The following is a 19,898-nucleotide window of genomic DNA, read 5'->3' as shown; positions in this document are numbered from 1 at the left end:
ATTTAATAAAAGAGGAGTTTATATGAAACAGTCTAAATTACTGATGCCAACTTTACGAGAAGTTCCGGCGGAAGCAGAGGTTAAAAGCCACCAATTATTGTTAAAAGCAGGTTATATCCGCCCCGTTGCAGCTGGTATGTTTTCATATTTACCTTTAGCCAAAAGGGTTTTAAACAAAATTGAAGCCATCATTCGTGAGGAAATGGCGCGAATCGACGCCAATGAGATGTTAGTTCCAGAAATTTTACCAGCAGAATTGTGGCAACGCTCAGGTCGTTATGCGACATATGGTCCAGCGTTGTATAAATTTAAAAACCGGCAAGATCGTGATTTCATATTAGGACCAACACACGAAGAAACCTTTACTCAGTTGATTGCTGATGAAATTAAGTCATATAAAAAATTGCCTTTAGTGGTTTACCAAATCCAACCAAAGTTCCGAGATGAAAATAGACCACGTTTTGGGTTACTTCGAACACGTGAGTTCATTATGAAAGATGCTTATTCGTTTAGTGCCGACCAAGATGGCCTTGATGATGCCTTTCACAATATGGAAAAAGCGTATGTCAACATTTTTAATCGACTTGGTCTGCATTATCGGGCAATTGTCGGTGATGCCGGCGCTATGGGAGGATCGGATTCAAAAGAATTTTCGGCTCCTGCAGCTGCTGGAGAAGATACCATTGCTTATTCTGACGCGACTGACTATGCGGCAAATTTGGAAATGGCCAAGGATTTCTATGAGAGAAAAATCACCGATGCAGAATTATTGGCGTCGAAAAAAGTTGCAACTCCTGAAGTAAAAACAATTGCGGAAGTGGCAGAATTTTTGGGTAAATCATCCAATGAACTTGTTAAAACAATGATGTTTATTGCTGACGATCAGCTTGTAGCAGTTGTGACAACAGGTGATTATGATGTTAATGAGGTTAAGGTCCAAAATTTCTTGAATGCTGATAAATTTGAATTAGCTGACGAAAACCGTGTCCGAGATATTGTTGGTGCAGGTTTTGGATCATTAGGACCAGTCGAACTACCTGAAAATGTGCAACTTTTGGTCGATGAACGGGCTGCCGATTTGGTAAATTTTGTCGCTGGAGCCAATGAAGATGGTTATCATTTGACTAATTTGAATTGGGGACGAGACGTCCAAGTTGAGGAAACAAATATTGGCGATTTTCGTGTCGCTAGAGAAGGTGACTTGGCTGTTGATGGCAAAGGGCACTTAGTATTTACTTCCGGTATTGAAATTGGTCATATTTTTAAACTTGGTACGCGTTATTCTAAGTCGTTAGGCGCACAGGTTTTAGATGAAAATGGTCGCCAAACTGATGTTGTAATGGGCTCATATGGTATTGGTGTTTCACGTTTGTTGAGCGCGATTGCAGAACAAAAAGCTGATGAGGCTGGGTTAGTTTGGCCAGCCAGTGTTGCACCATTTGATGTCCACATTGTACCGGTGAATACGAAAGATGCCGATCAAGTGCGTGTTGCTGAACAACTTGAATCGTTGCTAGAGGCAAAGCATTTGGAAGTTTTGGTTGACGATCGTAAGGAACGTGCAGGCGTCAAGTTTGCTGATGCTGATTTAATTGGATTACCAATTAGAATTACAGTAGGTAAAAAGGCGAGTGAAGACGTTGTTGAAGTGAAAGTTCGTGCAAGTAATACTAATATTGAGATGCGAGTGAGTGAAGTGGTTGACTCAGTTTTAGTTTTGCTTCAAGGCGACAGTGAATAAATAAGTGAGTAAACATTTGGCCGATGATTGATCGGCTTTTTTACTCAAATTAGGGGGACAAATGGCGTTAACCCATGAAGAACAATTAAAGCATTTAATTAGTCAGATTCAATTATCAGACGAAATTGTATCCTTTTTTGAAGGTGGTCAGCTAACTCGCGTAGATGTATCAGCTAGACAGAGACAGTGGGTATTCCACATTCAATTATTGCAACCGCTGCCAGCCAACGTATATATGCAATTTCAGCAATATTTGAAAAAAGCATTTACTAATATAGCTGACGTGTCAATAATGATTTCCAGTCAATCGCAAGCAATTAATCAAGAAATGATGGCACAATACTGGCATTTGGCTTTAGATCACTCTAAATTAAACCATGCCAAGGCGCAACAGTTAGCAAGTAACACGATTCTTAAATTATTAAATGATAACGAATTCAGTGTTGCAGTTGGTGCGCAACTACTATTTCAATCACTAGATAGTCAGGCGGTTGCCTCAATAATTTCAGCATATGAAAGTTTTGGTTTTCCCAAAATCACATTAGTGCCACAGCTCGATGAACAACTGGCACAAGAAATTCAGGAAAATGTTGCACAGCATCACGCTAAGGCCCGTGAAGACTTGCAAAAAGCAATTGAAGCTAACAAACAGGCTAAACCAAAAACAACATCAGAGGGTGTGCCGCTAACGCTGGGTCGTAAAATTTCAACTGATGCTGAAATTACGAGATTAGAAGACATCGATGGTGAAGAAAATCGTGTGGTGGTTGAAGGCTATATTTTTGCTGATGAAATCAGAGAATTGCGTTCAGGGCGACAACTTCTCACTATCAAAATAACTGATTATTCAAGTTCCATTTCAGCCAAAAAGTTTTCTAATAATGAATCTGATGAAGCTGTGTTTGAGGGATTGAAGGCTGGTTTGTGGGTTCGGCTAAGTGGTAATGTTCAAGAAGATACTTATGCCCGCGAACTGGTTATGAATATCTACGATTTACAAGTCATTGATCATGCTAATCGTCAGGAAGATTATATTGGAGAACAGCAACGCATTGAGTTACACGTTCATACAAACATGTCGACCATGGATGCTGTGACAAACTATTCAGAAGTTGCAAAGCTCGCAAAAAATTGGGGCCAAACAGCTTTGGCTGTTACTGATACTGGAAATGTTCAAGGCTTTCCTGAGGCGGTTGCTGCGGGTAGTAAAAATAACCTCAAAATGATCTACGGTATGGAAGCTAATTTGGTCGAAGATGGTGAACCAATTGCCTTCAATCTGCGACCAATTTCACTATTAGACAAAGGCACAACTTTTGTCGCTTTTGATTTGGAAACTACTGGACTTTCGGCAGTAACAGATAAAATCATTGAACTATCCGCTGTTAAAATGCAAATTGGTAACGTTGTTGATAAGTTCTCAGAATATATTAATCCAGGTTTTCCATTATCTGAATTCACTACCAATTTGACATCAATTACTGATGCTATGGTAGCAAATGCTGACAGTGAAGAAAACATAATTCGACGTTTTCGAGAGTGGTGCGGTGATGCTATTTTAGTGGGTCATAATGTAACATTTGATATTGGCTTCATGAACGCCGCTTATGCGCGTTATCAACAATCCCAAATTAGTAACCCTATTATTGATACGTTACCGTTTACTCGTTGGTTATATCCTGATTATAAATCCTACCGACTTGGCACGATTGCTAAACGATTTAATATTAATTTAGAGCAAGCTCACCGTGCCATTTTCGATTCTGAAACTACTGGACATATCGCATGGCGCTTGATGAAAGAGGCGAAAGAACGTTTTGATTTAAACTACCATAATCAACTTAACGACCACATGACTGAAGGGGACGCGTGGAAGCATGGGCGGCCGGTTCATGTGACATTGCTGGTTCAAAATGCGACTGGGTTAAAAAATCTTTATAAGCTGGTCTCCCGTTCAAACATTGAGTTTTTTGCTCGGGTACCTCGAATTCCGCGTTCCATCTTACAGCAATATCGTGAAGGTTTACTAGTAGGAACAGGTGATACTGGCGGAGATGTCATCATTTCTCTCATTGAAAAAGGAAAAAATGAGGCGACTGAAAAAGCTAAATATTATGATTTTATTGAAATTCAACCAACCGCAAACTATCAACCAATGATTGAATCGGCACTAATTTCCGACCAAACAAAACTGCAAGAAATTTTAGAGGAAATGATTGCCATTGGTGACGAATTAGGGAAACCAGTGGTGGTCACTGGTGATGTTAAATACACCAACCCTGAAGATAAAATTTACCGTAATATTTTGATTGCAACACAACCAGGTAATCCACAAAATAGAACTGCTTTACCTGATAATTATTTCAAAACGACCCAAGAATTGCTCGATGATTTTGCTTTTGTTGGTGACGAAACAGCAAAAAGGATTGTGATTGAGAATACGCATCTTATTTCTGATATGCTTGACGATATTGAACCGTTGAAAAGTGGTTCCTATCCGCCAAATATTCCTGGTGCAGGTGATGAACTCACTGAAAAAACTTACCGGACGGCAAAAGCTTGGTATGGTGATCCAATTCCACCAGAAATACAAGCACGCATAGACCAAGAGTTGAAAGCAATTATTGGTAATGGTTTCGCGCCACACTACATGATTGCCCAACGTTTGGTAGCTAAATCTGTTAAAGACGGTTATTTAGTTGGGTCGCGAGGATCCGTAGGATCCTCGTTTGTCGCCACAATGTCGGGTATAACTGAAGTTAACCCGTTGCCGCCTCATTATCGATCCGCGCATGGTGATTATTTCGAACTAGTTGATCCGAAACAATATGAGTCTGGTTATGATTTGCCTGAAAAAGAAGATCCCAATCATCCAGGTGAAATGTTGATTGGTGATGGACAAAATATTCCGTTTGAAACTTTTATGGGCTTCACCGGAAATAAAGTGCCAGATATTGATTTGAATTTTTCTGGTGATTATCAGCCAATTGCTCATAATTACATGAAAGTACTGTTTGGCGAGCATAATGTGTACCGTGCCGGAACGATAGCGACAGTGGCTGAAAAAACAGCTTTTGGTTACGTGAAAGGCTATGAACGGGATCATGATAAACATTATCGTGGGGCAGAAATTGAACGATTGGCCCAAGGAATCACAGGCGTCAAACGGACAACAGGACAGCATCCCGGTGGTATATTGATTGTGCCACGTGAATATGAAGTCTATGATTTCACACCGATTCAGTATCCTGCTGATGATCAAAAATCTCTCTGGCAAACAACTCACATGGATTATCATTCTATTCATGATAATTTATTAAAAATGGATATTTTGGGACATGATGATCCGACAATGGTGCGAACATTAAAGGATATGTCTGGCATTGATCCGCAATCAATTCCAGCAAACGACCCGGGTGTTTTAAGTTTATTTACTTCTACTGAAGCACTTGGTGTGACGCCAGAGCAAATTTTTTCAAAGACAGGTACACTGGGATTGCCTGAATTCGGCACTAATTTCGTGCGTGGTATGTTGGAAGAGACGCAACCGCATACTTATTCTGAGCTATTACAAATTTCTGGCCTATCTCACGGGACTGATGTTTGGTTGGGCAACGCTAACGAGCTGATTGAAAACGGAACGGCCACAATTGGTACTGTTATTGGAACGCGTGATAAAATCATGACCGATTTAATTAATTGGGGCTTCCCAGCAGCTGATGCTTTTAACATTATGGAAAAAGTCCGTAAAGGTAAAGGCATCACTGATGAGTACCAAAAGCAGTTACGTGAAGCAAACATTCCAGAGTGGTACATCCAGTCGATGCTCAAAATTAAGTATATGTTTCCACGGGCACATGCTGCGGCCTATGTTTTGATGGCATTGCGGATTGCCTATTTTAAAGTTTATTTCCCCACAATTTATTATGCAACTTACTTTTCGGTTCGTGCGGATGCTTTTGATGTTGTTGCGATGAGTCGGGGTAAAGAAGCAACCAAATCTGCTTTAAAGAAATTACGTGAACTTGGCAATGATGCGACTGTTGGAGATAAGAATTTAATGACAGTTCTTGAAATGGCTAACGAAGCGCTTGAGCGGGGAATCAGCTTCAAAATGGTTGATTTAAACCGATCGGAAGCACTTGAATGGGTGATTGATGGCGAAACATTAATACCACCATTTATTTCTCTGCCAGGATTAGGTGACAACGTGGCTAAACAAATTGTTGCTGCAAGAACAGAAAAACCTTTTTTGAGTAAAGAAGACCTCAAAAAACGAGGTAAAGTGTCACAAACGATTATTGATTTTATGACACAGCATTCCGTTCTAGAAGGACTACCAGATGAAAATCAGTTGAGTTTGTTTGATTTTTAACGTGATAAATATGAAAAGGCGGTGAATAAATGAAGCATGAGTGGCATCAAAAAGTTGCAGGTTACTTCGAGTATGTTTTAAATGCAGTCATGATTGTTATTGGCGTCGTGATATTTGGATTTTTGCTACGAGAGTTGTTGAATCTCGCTCAAATGTTGTGGATGACCGATATCGCTGGTCATTTTACAGAATTGGCCGAAGAAATATTGGTTGTATTTTTGTTTTTTGAGTTTTTGAGTTTGGTGCGTGAATACTTCATAAAAGACGCACACATTTCAACTGGCAACTTCTTATATATTGGCGTGACAGCTTTAATAAGAGCAATGTTAGTTTACCATGATCAAACCGATAAAACGTTAATGTTAGCTGCAGCAATATTCTTATTGGTAGTTGCGCAGGCAATATATCGTTATTTTAGACCAAAAATGGATAATTAGCTTCTAAAAAGTAAGCAAAATGCTTGCTTTTTTATTTAGGGCATATATAATTTAATCAACAATAAAAATAGAAAGGCGCGCCTTTTGACGCGCATGGCGATAAGCATATGAAAACGCATCACGTCTCTCTTTTAACAGGTAATTTTAAACAAAATGCACATTTTTATGTTGATATTTTGGGTTTACGCTTCATAAAAAATTCTATTAATCAGGCTAATCCTCACATGCGGCATGTTTATTATGGTGATTTCATTGGCACACCGGGTACTGTGGTCACTTTTTTCCCAGATGCAAAACTTGATCGTCCTCGTGTCGACGGTAAAATGTTTTTCAATGGGCTACATTTTGGTGTGCCAGCAGGTGCGTTACCATATTGGCAAGAACGATTGTTATCATTCAACTTACCAGCAACGATTGATGGCCGTGGTATACTACACACACAAGACTTTGATGCTATTCCAATTGAAATTAAGGCAGTCAATCAGCAACAATTTGACTGGCATATCAACTTTATGTCAGATGTTCCAGCGAACAAACAAATCACAGGTATTCTAGGTGCTGAATTACATGTTCCTGATGTTGTGGCGACTGCGAATTTTTTTGAACAACTATTCAGTGACTATGGCGTTGTTGTTAAGGGCAACGTTATTAATTTGGCAGATGAACAGGCCATTTATTTGTACGAAACACCTAACGATGCCCCAGAATCAAAATTTGGCAAAGGATCAACTGATCATTTTGCTTTAGCCGTCGAATCTTCGCAGGATCTAGATTACTTGTGGGCGCGTGCAGAGGAACAAGGTTGGCGTCGTGAAGTCTATATTGATCGTGGCTATTTCAATTCTATATACTTTATTGAACCAGGTGGTAATCGCGTTGAGGTAGCAACTACTAATCCCGGTTTTACACTAGATGAATCTGTCCAAGATTTAGGAACAACATTTGCGTTACCACCAAGATTTGATGCCAATAAAGAAGTTTTAAGAAAATGGTGGGCTGATCAAGGTGTTTTGTTTGATGATTATCAACCATATTCTGGCACAGGGCGAGTTAATAATGCCAAAGTTGTAGCAATTCACGATCAAACGGGCAACACTCGCAATGATTAGCGTTTAAAATATACCATTTTTAATATTAAATGGGTAATATTGTTCAACTTGTCCATTTTTAAATATAAATATTTCCTTTATAATAATTATCAAAGTATTAAAAAGGATGGTAAAAAATGGAAACTAGAGCACATTATTCATTAAAAACGCGTAACGAAGTTTGTGACAAAATCATTAACCGCCATCAATCTGGAAAATCAGTGGCTTCTGAATTTGAGATTCCCTATAACACGGTCATGCGGTGGGTGCGTCAAGAACGTGATACCTTTTCAGAGTCTGTTTACACAGGTAATAAGCAACCATATCACCAAGTATTTGGCTATCAAGATAATACAACCGACGATTTAGCTGAAATGAAACGCCAGATCAAGGCGATGCGATTTGAATTGCAAGTACTGACAAATCAAAATCAAGAGTTAATGGAAATGCTGCGTATTATGATCGAAAATGGTGGCGATATTCAAAGACACGCTTAAGACGAGCGTGTCTTTTTTGATGACTTTCCAAGTGTGTGATAATAAATGATATAATTAACTTTATGCAAAAATAATGTTTGATAACCAATTGTGTTATCAACTTTATTTGACATTAATGAGATGGATGAAAGTTATGACAAAAAAAATCGTTGTTCTTGGAAGTTTGAATGTTGATAGCATTATGAAAATGCCGCGAATGCCACTAGTCGGAGAGACAATGGCTTTGACTAATGTGACTACTGCACCGGGTGGAAAGGGCGCCAATCAAGCCGTTGCAGCGGCAAGGCAAGGGGCCAATGTGTCCTTTATTGGTGCAATTGGTAATGATGCCAATGGTCAATTCATGCGCGCTACTCTTGTCAATAACGGGGTTAACGTCGATCAATTAAAAACTAATGGTGATGTACCGACTGGGTCTGCTTTTATCATGTTACAAGATGATGGCGCCAATACAATTCTAATTCATGGTGGTGCTAATCAAGCTCTGACAACTGCCGACTTAGATCGCGACTTAATTATTGATGCCGATTTGATTATTGCGCAGTTTGAGGTACCGTATGCTGTTATTTTGGCAGCCTTTGAGCTAGCACATAACCATCAGGTTCAAACTGTTTTAAATCCGGCTCCAGCAGTGTACGAATTAACGCCCGAATTAATGGCTGTTACAGACATTATTTTGCCAAATGAGACAGAGGCGCAACTGTTGACAGGAATTGAAGTTGTAAATGACGAAGGTGTTTTAAATCGTGTGACGGATGCGTTGCAAGCAAAAGGCGCAAAGCGAAGTATTATCACGCTTGGCGCCGCAGGATCTTTTGTTGCTGATGGCCAAAGAAGATGGTGGGCACAACCTGAAAAGGTAGTCGCACAAGACACCACAGCGGCGGGAGATACTTTCATTGGCACATTAGCGAGTGTTATAGCACCTGATTTTAATAATTTAGATGATGCTGTAAAACGTGCTAGCATAGCTAGCGCTATCGCTGTAACAAGACCGGGAGCCATTCCTTCAATTCCAACATTTGATGAGGTTGAAGCATACTCATGAACTTACCTGAAGATTTCAAAAAAAAGTACACACGTTTGTTAGGACAGGAAGCAACGGATTTTTTTAACAGTTTTGAGACTATCCATCAAAAGGGCTATCGACTTAACCCTTTGAAAGCAAATCCAGTGTCGCATGATACACCAAATGATGGAAAAGTGCCTTATGGTCAATGGGGATACTTCGGAACGGTTGATGGTCATTCAAAAGATCATGTTACCGGTGTTGTCTATTCTCAGGAACCGTCTGCTCAATTTGTGGGTGAGGTTCTTGCCCCAAAACCTGGAGAAAAAGTATTAGATTTAGCTGCAGCACCGGGTGGAAAATCAACTCATTTGGCGGCTTTTATGATGCAAAAAGGCTTGCTGTGGTCTAATGAAATTTTTATGTCGCGTGCTAAAATATTAAGCGAAAATATCGAGAGACTCGGTGTTCAAAATGCAATTGTCAGTTCACAGACACCGGCGGAATTGAGTGCACGACTACCATTATTTTTTGACAAAATTCTACTAGATGCCCCATGTTCAGGTGAAGGGATGTTTCGAAAAGACCCGGCAGCAATGGCTTATTGGCATTCAGATTACCCTGCTGAAAACGCACAACGGCAACGGGAAATATTACATGAAACAGTTAAGATGTTACGGCCTGGCGGTGAGTTAGTTTATTCAACTTGCACTTTTTCACCTGAAGAAGATGAGCAGATGATAGCTTGGTTACTTGATACTTATCCAGAATTTGAGCTGATGCCAATTGATAAGCCGATTAACAGTGGCATTAGTGATGGGCGTCCAGAGTGGGCTGATTCTGATTTTGTCAGTGGCGTGACAACAACTAGTCAAACGCAAAATCGTTCTGAGCTCCTAAAAACAGCGCGTTTATGGCCACATCATTTAAATGGTGAAGGGCATTTTGTAGCAAAATTGGTCAAAAGGGCTAAAGAAGTAGAACCTACTGAGAATGTGATAAAAGCGCTCAAACCAGCCGAACTTAATCGTGAGCAACAAAAAGTTATTGCTGATTTTTGGGAATCAACTTTTCAACAGTTTGACATTGAAAATCGTCAATTTTTGCTGTTTGGTGATCGGTTATTCCTTGCGCCTGATGCGACACCTGATTTGAATGGGTTGAAGATTGTGCGCCCGGGATTGGAAATAGGTACCTTCAAAAAAAATCGTTTTGAACCAGCACATGCTCTGGCTTTAGCTGTGTCACCAACACAAGTTAAGCAGCAATTTAATTTAGTGGATCAAGACTGGGCTGATTATGCTCATGGCGATGTTATTAATACTGATGATCCATTATCTAAGGGGTGGATATTGATGGTGGTTAACGGCAATGGTGCTGGTTGGGGTAAATTTGTGACCGGACAAATCAAAAACTTTTTGCCAAAAGGGTTACGCTTTGCTGTGCGTGCATAAGTGAGAAACGCACTAAAAATAATGTGCCAATAAGCAATTAAATCAGAGAAAGCGGTTTTTGACATGATAATTGATAATCCTGATAGTGTTTTGACAGCTGCTTTGATACGTGAACAATATGCTTTACAGCAATTCAGGCGATTGTTTCAGTTAACTGATTTGAATTGTGATGAGGTTGTTTTAACTGATGAAAAGCAATATTTAACAGAGCAGTGGACAGTAAAAGACTATTTGAGTGACATTGTATTTTGGCATGAAAGTTTTGCAAGAAACATCGCAGATGTCGGCTCATCAGTGAAACCTAATTTGATTAAATTATCATTACGCGCAGCAACCGCCTATGGTGTTGAATCAAATAAAAATGAAACGGTTTCGCAGTTACTTCGAAGATTAAATAAAGCGCAACGCATCATTGAGGCACACATTTTTAACCAAAGTATTTTAACAGTACCTTATCGACAAGGCAGTCGTTTGTACACAAAAACTGAGTATTTGGATATTAGAACAAGTGAATTAAACTGGCATTTTTGGGCAATTATTCGTTCAGCTCTGCAAAAGTAAGTAACTGTAAGTGTGTTCTTAAGATCGTTAAAATAAAAAAGCAAGGACCACTATGGGCCTTGTTTTTTATTGCCACTAATGTAAAATCAATAGCTGGAACTAATTGAAAAAAGTACAGCTTATATTTAGTTAGTCAAAAATAATTGGGTCGGTGCTACGCGTCAGCGTACCCAATGAAAAAACGTGAGAGCGTAATAGAGGAGAATCACCATGAATCAATCAACAAAAATTATTGCTGGTGTCGTAGCAGTTGCCGTGATTGGCGGCGGTATTTATGCGGCTACTAGCCATAAATCAACATCATCAACTGATACTAGTAAGGCAGCAACATTAGGCCTTGTTTTGGATGTTGGGGGTGTGGATGACCATTCATTCAACCAATCTGCATGGGAAGGCGCACAAGCTTATGCTAAGAAAAATAATTTGAAGTCTGGTCAAAATGCCCCTGTGACTTATTTTAATACAGCTGATCATTCTGACCTTGATCAAAATTTTAATTTGGCAACAAAGAGTAAGAAGTACACGATTGTTTATGGTATCGGTTATTCATTGAACCAATCAATCACAAAATCTGCTAAATTGAACCCTAAACAAAAATTTGTTTTGGTAGATGACATTGTTAAAAGTCGTAAAAACGTCGCAAGTGTCATGTTCCGTTCTGAACAATCATCATATCTCGCTGGTGTTGCTGCAGCAACAAAAGCCGACGCCAACGGTGAAAAAACAGTTGGCTTCATTGGTGGTATTCACGGTAACATTATTGATGCCTTTGATGCAGGGTTTGAAGCTGGTGTAAAAGCAACTGATTCATCTTTGAAAGTTGAAAAGCAGTATGCTAACTCATTTACTGACTCTGCTAAAGGAAAAACAATTGCAGCGACGATGTATGCTTCTGGTATTCGTACTATTTTTGCGGCAGCTGGATTTGTTGGAAATGGCGCATTTTCTGAAGCAAAGGCAGAAAATGCTAAGTTGAACGCAGATTCCAAAGAACGTCTCTACATCATTGGTGTTGACCGCGATCAAAAGTCTGATGGGGCTTACACTTCAAAAGATGGTAAAAAGACGACATCGACATTAGCTTCATCAATTACGTCAGTAGGCGATGGTGTCAAAAATGTTGCGGATAATTACAACAAGACCAAAAAATTCCCTGGTGGTAAAACAATTGCTTATGGTTTGAAAGAGCATGGTGTTTATCTCACGGATTCAGAATTAACTTCTGCCGAAAAGAAGGCTGTTAATAAAGCTAAAAAGGCAATCATAAATGGTAAGATAAAAGTCCCTAACCATCCAAAGGGATCTGAATTTAATCAAAAGTTTTAAGTCAATCAGCGCCACGATAGTGGTGCTTTTTTGCTATAATGGTAGTTAGACTAACTGAGGAGCTACAAAATAATGGCATTTGAGAAAAGTGTAACAATCGCCGGAGACGCGACTTATCAATTGAGTGATCAACTAAAAAAATATACGCTAGGTGATTTAGGATTTGTCACTAACAATGCAGGAATTCATGTTTTGCATCGAGCATTAGAGCCAGAAAAAGCATTAGCTAATTCAATTCAGCTTAAAGTATCCGTTAATCAAGATTTGACTGGTTTCAAAATGAGCACGGTCTCAGCAGGGGATGTGGTTCGCGTGGATATTTTCAAAAACAATAATGCTGAAGAAATTGTCAAGTTGTATCATTTTTTTATTGATGAATTGGTGCAACGCGGTGTTATTACAAAGGTTAATTAGAACGCATTGTCATCATCAATTTTTTTGGAGGTAAATCAATCAATATGACTAAATTTTATTTTGTTAGGCACGGTCAAACGGAATGGAATCTCGAACGACGCTTTCAAGGTGGCAATGGTGATTCAGAGTTACTGCCATCAAGTTATGCGGATATGAAAAAAGTAGGCGGATTTTTGAGCGACGCCAAATTTGCTCACATCTATGCTTCGCCGATTAAACGTGCTCGGATTACTGCTACAAAAATTGCGCAATTTTTAAAGGCATCACCAGCCTTATCACTAAGATCTAATTTGGCCGAAGTTGGTTTAGGCGAATGGGAAGGTGAATTAGTTGCAAATGTGCAAGAACGTTATCCAGAGGCCTACAATAATTATCGTCATGATTTGAATCAGTTCGAGGGTCAGGAATTTGGTGGTGAAGGTTATACCAAAGCGACCAAACGTTTTGTGCGAGTAATTAAAGATATAGCACAACAATATCCAAACGACAATATTTTGATTGTATCGCACGGTATGGCACTTTCTTTTGGATTGAATGGTTTATTACAGCAACCACGAATGAGCATCCGCGAACGTGGTGGTTTGAGCAATACCTCGACAACTGTATTATCAACTGTTGATGGTGAACATTATCAAATTGAAGATTGGAATAATACGAGTTATCTCAATAAAAAGCAAGATGACTCGACAACAATTTAATGGCATTAGTAACGACAGAATTGGATAAAGTTATTGGCACATTACAATCTGTAATTTTTACGTCAACGGATTCCTATTTTAAAATTTTATCTGTGTCAGTAGAAGAGACGTCACTTGACGACTGGGACGCGCCTGAAATCATTGTGACGGGAACTTTTGGTGATGTCCAAGAAGGTAGAGTTTATGCTTTTTATGGTCAAACAGTGCGCCATCCCAAATACGGGCAACAATTCAAGGCGGAACGATACGAAAATGAATTACCACCTGATGAAAATGGATTAATTAAATATTTTGCTAGTGGTCAGTTTTCAGGTATTGGACCAAAATCTGCACAAAAAATTGTTGATCATCTCGGGCTAAATGCTGTGGATTTGATTTTAGCAGATGTTACTGTTTTAGACGGTATCATTAAGGATTCAACCGCGAAAAAAATGGCGAAAACGCTGCAACTCAACCTTGGTTTGGAGCGTTTGTTCCAAATTGGTAATCAATTTGGCATTGGGGCTGACCTAGCAGGTCGCTTATATGACCAATATGGTAATCAGGCACAAGATATTTTAATGCAAGATCCATATCGTCTCGTATTCGAATTTGAAGGCATTAATTTCAAAAAAGCCGATGAAATAGGTCGCCAAATTGGTGTTGAAGATTCGGATCAAAAACGTTTACAAGCAGCTGTTTATGCGGCGGTTATGCGAGTCAGCTTTCAGCACGGTCACACTTATCTGTATCATGACCAATTACGTTATGCGGTTGCTCAAATGATTCATGAGCAGGGTCAAAGCTTTGAAACACAAATTGAAACAGCGATTGCGCGTTTGATTAGTAGTCATATTTTAGTGAATGATGATGGTCGTTATTACCCTAACACACTATTTGAAGCGGAAGTTCAAGTATCGAATGATATTCAGCGTTTACAAACAGCCACGCCACCATTTGAATTAACAATGTCAGACATTGACCAAGCTTTTGTGACGCCAGGCAATATGACCTTAGATGAAACACAAATTTCAGCTGTTAAAGAGGGGTTAAACGCACCCATTTTTTTGCTGACGGGCGGACCAGGAACTGGCAAGACAACGATTATTCGAACGATTGTTGCAACATGGCAAAAAATAGTGCAGCAACGTGCAAGTACCGCTGCAGATGGGCAAAAGCTGTTAAAACAATACCAAGTACGGATGGCATCGCCAACCGGTCGCGCTGCAAAACGTATGACTGAGGTGACCGGACATGAGGCCTCAACAATTCATCGTTTGTTGGGAATTTCTGATTTGGATGAACCAGAATTTAATGCGGATAATCCAATTGCCGGTGGTTTGCTTATTATTGATGAGGCGTCAATGTTAGATATTGAGCTGACCGCTAAGCTGCTTGCGGCTGTACCAAACGGTATGAAGCTGATTGTTGTTGGCGATAGTGATCAACTACCGTCTGTTGGACCCGGAAATGTGCTTGCTGATTTAGTCAATTCTCAAAAAATTGCACATGTGGAACTCGCCATCATTTATCGGCAGGGTAGAGGTAGTAGTATTTCTGATTTGGCAGCTAATGTTAAAAAGGGCCGACTTCCAAGTGACTTTTTAACACATCAACCTGACCGATCGGCTTTTATGGTGGGGGCAGATCAAGCGTTGACCGCCATTCAACAGATAGTCACTTCTGCTGTTAAAAAGGGTTTCACGCAAGATGACCTACAAATTTTGACACCAATGTATAAGAGTTCTGCAGGGGTGAATGCCTTAAATCAAATGGCGCAAGCCTTGTTTAATCCCATTAAGCCAACTCAAAAAAGTATTCAGTTTGGTGCCTTGATTTTTCGCAAAGGTGACAAGGTGTTGCAGTTAGAAAATGACAGCGAACGTGATGTTTACAATGGCGATATGGGGAAAATTATCGCTGTTCAGTATAAAAAAGATCCTAGCAATGATGATAATGAAGATCGCCTGATAATTGATTTTGATGGGAAAGAACTGGCTTATCCAAAAAAGAACTTAAATCAATTGACACTAGCGTATGCCACCACGGTTCACAAGGCACAGGGTAATGAGTTCAAATTAGTCATTTTGGCGTTAACCAATCAGTTTGGCCTAATGCTAAATCGAAATCTTTTGTATACTGGCTTGACACGTGCTAAAGAAGCTTTGATTTTGGTGGGGGAGTACGCCGCGTTTCAACGTGCCGCTGAAACTTTAGTACCCCCACGTCAAACATTTTTGCAACAACGATTGAATTTTGATGGCGAAAAAACGATGCCGTTACCCGAAAAAAATGTTGCTATAACGGCAAATCAGTTGACGCAAGCAGCAGTGTCAGCTAATCAACTCACTGTTAATCAGATCATTGATGGTAGTATTGATCCAATGATTGGGATGGCAAATATATCACCCTATGATTTCATGTAATCGTTTTCATATAGTATAATAAAATCAGAACGATAATGAATGGAGAATCACATGACCCCAGCCTATCAATTGTTTAATCTTGGTAGTAATAACCAACTTGCACAGGAAATATCAACTATTTTGGGCAAGCCGCTCTCCCCAATAGATGTGAAAACTTTTGCTGACAATGAAATTTATGAGCGCATTGAAAATACTGTTCGTGGCCGTGACGTTTATGTTATCCAAGGCATTTCAGATCCCGTCAATGAAAACTTTATGCGTTTGATGATATTCATTGACGCTGCCAGACGAGCCTCTGCTAATTCAATAAATGTGGTGATTCCATACTTTGGTTACGCGCGTGCAGATAGAAAAGCACGCTCACGAGAACCGATTTCGGCACGATTGATTGCAGACATGCTTGAGTCTCAAGGTGTTAAACGCGTTATGACGATGGATTTGCACGCAGATCAGGTACAAGGATTCTTTGACATTCCGGTGGATCATTTGATTGCCATGCCAGCACTTGGTCACTACTTTTATGAAAATAATTTGCTCGGGGATGATTTGGTAGTGGTTGCGCCGGGACACACAAGTGTGGCGCGCGCTCGTAAATTTGCTAAATTGTTGCATGCTGAATGGGCTATCGTCGACCATCGTTTAGATAAGAATACGAATGAATTCTCCTATCAAATCACAGGAAATGTCGCCGGTAAGCGTGCTATTTTGGTTGATGATATTATTGATACTGGGGCAAGTATGGTTCAGTCGAGTAAGGCACTCAATGCTGCTGGGGTTGATGTCATTTACGCTGTTGCGACGCATGCTGTTTTATCTAACAAAGCGAGCCAATTATTGGATCAGTCTCACATCAAACAGCTCATTGTTACAAATACAATTGAAGTACCTGCTAAAAAGGAATTTAGCAAGCTGATTAAGTTATCTGTGGCGGCGCCGTTTGCTGAGGCTCTCAAACGTGTCGATGCCTTTGAAAGTATTCAAGACGTGCTGAAAAGTCAAGATAATATGGACGTCACATTATGAGGATTGATTTAAAACCACTGTTATCTCCCGAGTGGGCGCAACAGGAAGATTACTATGTTACAACACAGCAGGGTGCTTCGTTAAGTTTTATAACTGATGGTGTCAAAAAATTACAAATTGTTTTTGACAACCCATATAGTGTTATTACGTTAGCATACTCCTCTAATGACAATGATTGGCGAGATATTGTTGTCGATTCAACTGGTCGCGCTACAATATCCATTCAAGACGGTCGTCATTCTCTGATGTTACGAACTTGGCAAAAAGATCAAGCCTTATTTTGGACATCTCCGTTAAAATTATTGTCAATGTCGATTGATAATGGTTTGGTTTCTCCCATTACGCAGTCGCAACCATTTCTTACCTTTGTCGGTGATTCGATTACGGTAGGTGAGGAGATGGCATCAGATGGTGATCATCCTGAATTGAGTTATCCGGTGTTGGTTTCTAAAGCACTACAAAAACCATTGGCACGCATTGCTTATGGTGGCTCAGGGTTAACACCTTTTGCACCGTTTCAAGTACCAACTGCAATTGAATCATTATGGCATGTTGCGCTCAATGTGCCACGGCCATTGGTTTCAACCGATATAGTAGTCGTTAATTATGGTACCAATGATTTGAACTATGGGGCCAGTCCTCAGGACTTTGCGTTTGGCTTACGTGTCTATTTACTAGAGATTATCAAGCGTTTCCACGATGCAAAAATTTTTATATTACTACCGTTTAATGGCGCATTTGAAACTGTTTTTCGAAACGAGATGTCACGATTTGAAGCGTTGACTTTTATCAATACAAACAACTGGCAAATTGCCACTGATCGTGTTCATCCAACTGTCGCCGATCATGAACGTATTGCAAAATTAATTTTGGAGGAATTGAAATAATGGTATATGCAGCAGATGAGCAACGTTATGAAAAGTTACCTTATCGTCGGGTGAGTGATTCAGGGTTAATTTTGCCAGCAGTTTCTTTTGGTTTATGGCGAAATTTGGGTGATCAAATGCCCTTAGAAAACTCAAAAAAAGTTATTTTAAAGGCTTTTGATAGCGGTATTTTTAGCTTTGATAATGCTTCTAACTATGGCCCAAGTAATGGTACAGCCGAGGAAACATTTGGACAGGTATTTCGACAGGACTTAAAGCCATATCGTGATGAATTGGTGATTACGACTAAAGCCGGCTATCATATGTGGCCTGGTCCGTTGGGTGAATTTTCTGGTAAAAAAACGTTGGTGGCAGCGTTAGACCTCAGTTTGCAGCGAATGGGATTGGATTACGTTGATATATTCTACGCCCATCGTTGGGATCCAAACACACGTCTTGAGGAAACAGCGCGTGCGTTAGATCTGATTGTTAGGCAAGGCAAAGCATTGTACGTGGGTGTTTCAAATTACAATGCTGAACAAACAGCTGCAATTGCGAAAATTTTTGAGACGCTAGGAACGCCATTTATCGGCAACCAAGTTTCATACAACATGCTTAATCGCACCGCAGAAAACGACGGTTTATTAGAAGTTTTGGATCAAAATCATGCTGGTCTCGTTGCCTATGGACCATTAGCTGAAGGCTTATTAACATCAAAATATCTCAATGATATACCAGATGATTATCCAATTCACCGTACAAATGCCGTATTATTTGAAAAAGGTAAAGTAGCTTTAATTGACAAATTAAATGCTTTGAATAAGATTGCCCAACAAAGAGAACAGTCGCTTTCACAAATGGCTTTAGCTTGGTTGCTAAAAGATCGCCGCGTTGCAAGTGTTGTAATTGGGGCAAGCAATGTCACACATTTGATTGATAATTTAAAGTTTTCAGATAATTTGACGTTTTCTGACGATGAATTAACAACAATTGAATCAATCTTGTCAAAGTAAAGCCAACGAAAGTTGGCTTTTTTAATGATCAAAAATTGAAATGAATGTGAACGCTTACAAAGATAGTGAATTTTTTAACAATTATTGTGATATAATAAACTATATAAAAGAAAAAAGGGGAATTCTCATGGTAGATCGTTTAAAGAACAAAGTTGCAATTGTTACAGGTGGTACGCTTGGTATTGGATTGGCTATTGCTCAGAAGTTCGTTGAAGAAGGTGCAAAAGTTGTTATCACAGGACGTCGTGCTAACGTTGGTGAGGAAGCTGTAAAGTCAATTGGTGATGAATCAGTGGCACGATTTGTACAGCACGATGCTTCAGATGAGCAAGGCTGGATTGATTTGTTTGAAAACACAATTAAGTGGTTTGGACATGTTGATACTGTGGTAAACAATGCAGGTATCGCAATTGCGAAGAACATTGAAGAAACAACTTTTGAAGACTGGAAATTCTTGCAATCAATTAATTCTGATGGTGTATTTTTGGGTACTAAGTACGGCATTCAATATATGAAGAATCAACCTGGCGGTGCTTCAATTATCAACATGTCATCAATTGAAGGATTTGTTGGTGACCCTAACTTGGCTGCTTACAATCACTCAAAGGGTGGTGTACGAATCTTGAGCAAGTCAGCTGCATTACACGCTGCACTAAATGATTATAATTTGCGTGTTAACACAATTCACCCAGGTTATATCAAGACGCCACTGGTAGAAAATATTCCTGGTGCTGAAGAAGCACAATCACAACGTACACAGACACCAATGGGCCACATTGGTGAGCCAAATGATATTGCTTATATGGCTGTTTATTTGGCTAGTGAAGAGTCAAAGTTTGCGACAGGATCAGAATTTGTTGTAGACGGTGGCTATTTGGCACAATAATAAGAAAACTTTCGACGTCATCTTAACGATGGCGTTTTTTAATGTTCGTATTTTGACTTGGTTTGCCAAATAAAAACAAAAAATTTTACTTAAATAATTGTATTA

General features: G+C 39.6%; 16 protein-coding genes. All 16 read left to right on the top strand.

The genetic code is table 11. The annotated features are described in order from the left end of the window. Positions 1-22: 22 nt before the first annotated feature. Positions 23-1,741 (top strand): proline--tRNA ligase, encoded by a 1,719-nt coding sequence (locus tag IEU71_RS01090; protein WP_004916051.1) that lies wholly within the window; start codon positions 23-25, stop codon positions 1,739-1,741. Positions 1,742-1,802: 61 nt separating this feature from the next. Beyond that, positions 1,803-6,116, top strand: coding sequence for a PolC-type DNA polymerase III (locus IEU71_RS01085; RefSeq protein WP_004916050.1), 4,314 nt, complete (start codon positions 1,803-1,805; stop codon positions 6,114-6,116). Between the two features lie 29 nt (positions 6,117-6,145). Next, complete coding sequence (locus tag IEU71_RS01080) at positions 6,146-6,553, top strand: phosphate-starvation-inducible protein PsiE (RefSeq protein WP_004916048.1); 408 nt, start codon at positions 6,146-6,148, stop codon at positions 6,551-6,553. Positions 6,554-6,660: 107 nt separating this feature from the next. Then, positions 6,661-7,662, top strand: coding sequence for a VOC family protein (locus IEU71_RS01075; RefSeq protein WP_004916046.1), 1,002 nt, complete (start codon positions 6,661-6,663; stop codon positions 7,660-7,662). Positions 7,663-7,778: 116 nt separating this feature from the next. After that, entirely contained in the window at positions 7,779-8,138 is a 360-nt protein-coding gene (locus IEU71_RS01070) for a hypothetical protein (protein WP_004916044.1), read from the top strand. Between the two features lie 133 nt (positions 8,139-8,271). After that, positions 8,272-9,186, top strand: a complete 915-nt coding sequence (gene rbsK / locus IEU71_RS01065; RefSeq protein WP_036067300.1) for a ribokinase — start codon at positions 8,272-8,274, stop codon at positions 9,184-9,186. Next, entirely contained in the window at positions 9,183-10,601 is a 1,419-nt protein-coding gene (locus IEU71_RS01060; RefSeq protein WP_004916040.1) for an RsmF rRNA methyltransferase first C-terminal domain-containing protein, read from the top strand. Before rbsK ends, IEU71_RS01060 begins: the two co-directional genes overlap by 4 nt. Positions 10,602-10,664: 63 nt before the next feature. Beyond that, positions 10,665-11,162, top strand: a complete 498-nt coding sequence (locus IEU71_RS01055) for a hypothetical protein (protein WP_004916037.1) — start codon at positions 10,665-10,667, stop codon at positions 11,160-11,162. A 210-nt stretch (positions 11,163-11,372) separates the two neighbouring features. Beyond that, positions 11,373-12,488: a BMP family lipoprotein gene (locus tag IEU71_RS01050; protein WP_004916036.1), complete on the top strand. Its 1,116-nt coding sequence runs from the start codon at positions 11,373-11,375 to the stop codon at positions 12,486-12,488. A 72-nt stretch (positions 12,489-12,560) separates the two neighbouring features. Then, entirely contained in the window at positions 12,561-12,902 is a 342-nt protein-coding gene (locus tag IEU71_RS01045; RefSeq protein WP_004916034.1) for a DUF1831 domain-containing protein, read from the top strand. Positions 12,903-12,946: 44 nt separating this feature from the next. Further along, entirely contained in the window at positions 12,947-13,600 is a 654-nt protein-coding gene (locus IEU71_RS01040; RefSeq protein WP_004916032.1) for a histidine phosphatase family protein, read from the top strand. Further along, positions 13,600-16,005, top strand: a complete 2,406-nt coding sequence (recD2, locus tag IEU71_RS01035) for an SF1B family DNA helicase RecD2 (protein WP_036067610.1) — start codon at positions 13,600-13,602, stop codon at positions 16,003-16,005. The genes IEU71_RS01040 and recD2 overlap by 1 nt, the downstream gene beginning before the upstream one ends. A gap of 51 nt (positions 16,006-16,056) precedes the next feature. Continuing rightward, positions 16,057-17,028, top strand: a complete 972-nt coding sequence (locus IEU71_RS01030; RefSeq protein WP_004916026.1) for a ribose-phosphate diphosphokinase — start codon at positions 16,057-16,059, stop codon at positions 17,026-17,028. Then, the gene (locus tag IEU71_RS01025; RefSeq protein ID WP_004916025.1) at positions 17,025-17,915 is read left to right on the top strand and encodes an SGNH/GDSL hydrolase family protein; all 891 of its coding nucleotides are present in this window, start codon (positions 17,025-17,027) and stop codon (positions 17,913-17,915) included. The genes IEU71_RS01030 and IEU71_RS01025 overlap by 4 nt, the downstream gene beginning before the upstream one ends. Further along, a complete protein-coding gene (locus IEU71_RS01020) occupies positions 17,915-18,907 on the top strand; it encodes an aldo/keto reductase (RefSeq protein ID WP_004916023.1) in 993 nt (330 codons plus the stop codon). The genes IEU71_RS01025 and IEU71_RS01020 overlap by 1 nt, the downstream gene beginning before the upstream one ends. A gap of 127 nt (positions 18,908-19,034) precedes the next feature. Next, on the top strand, positions 19,035-19,793 hold the full coding sequence (locus IEU71_RS01015; RefSeq protein WP_004916020.1) for an NADP-dependent (R)-specific alcohol dehydrogenase: 759 nt from the start codon (positions 19,035-19,037) through the stop codon (positions 19,791-19,793). The last annotated feature ends 105 nt before the right edge of the window (positions 19,794-19,898 follow it).

The sequence above is a fragment of the Leuconostoc falkenbergense genome, from assembly GCF_014634805.1.
GTDB lineage: Bacteria > Bacillota > Bacilli > Lactobacillales > Lactobacillaceae > Leuconostoc > Leuconostoc falkenbergense.
Note: the sequence above shows the minus strand (reverse complement) of the source record. Positions and strands in the feature narration are given on the sequence as shown.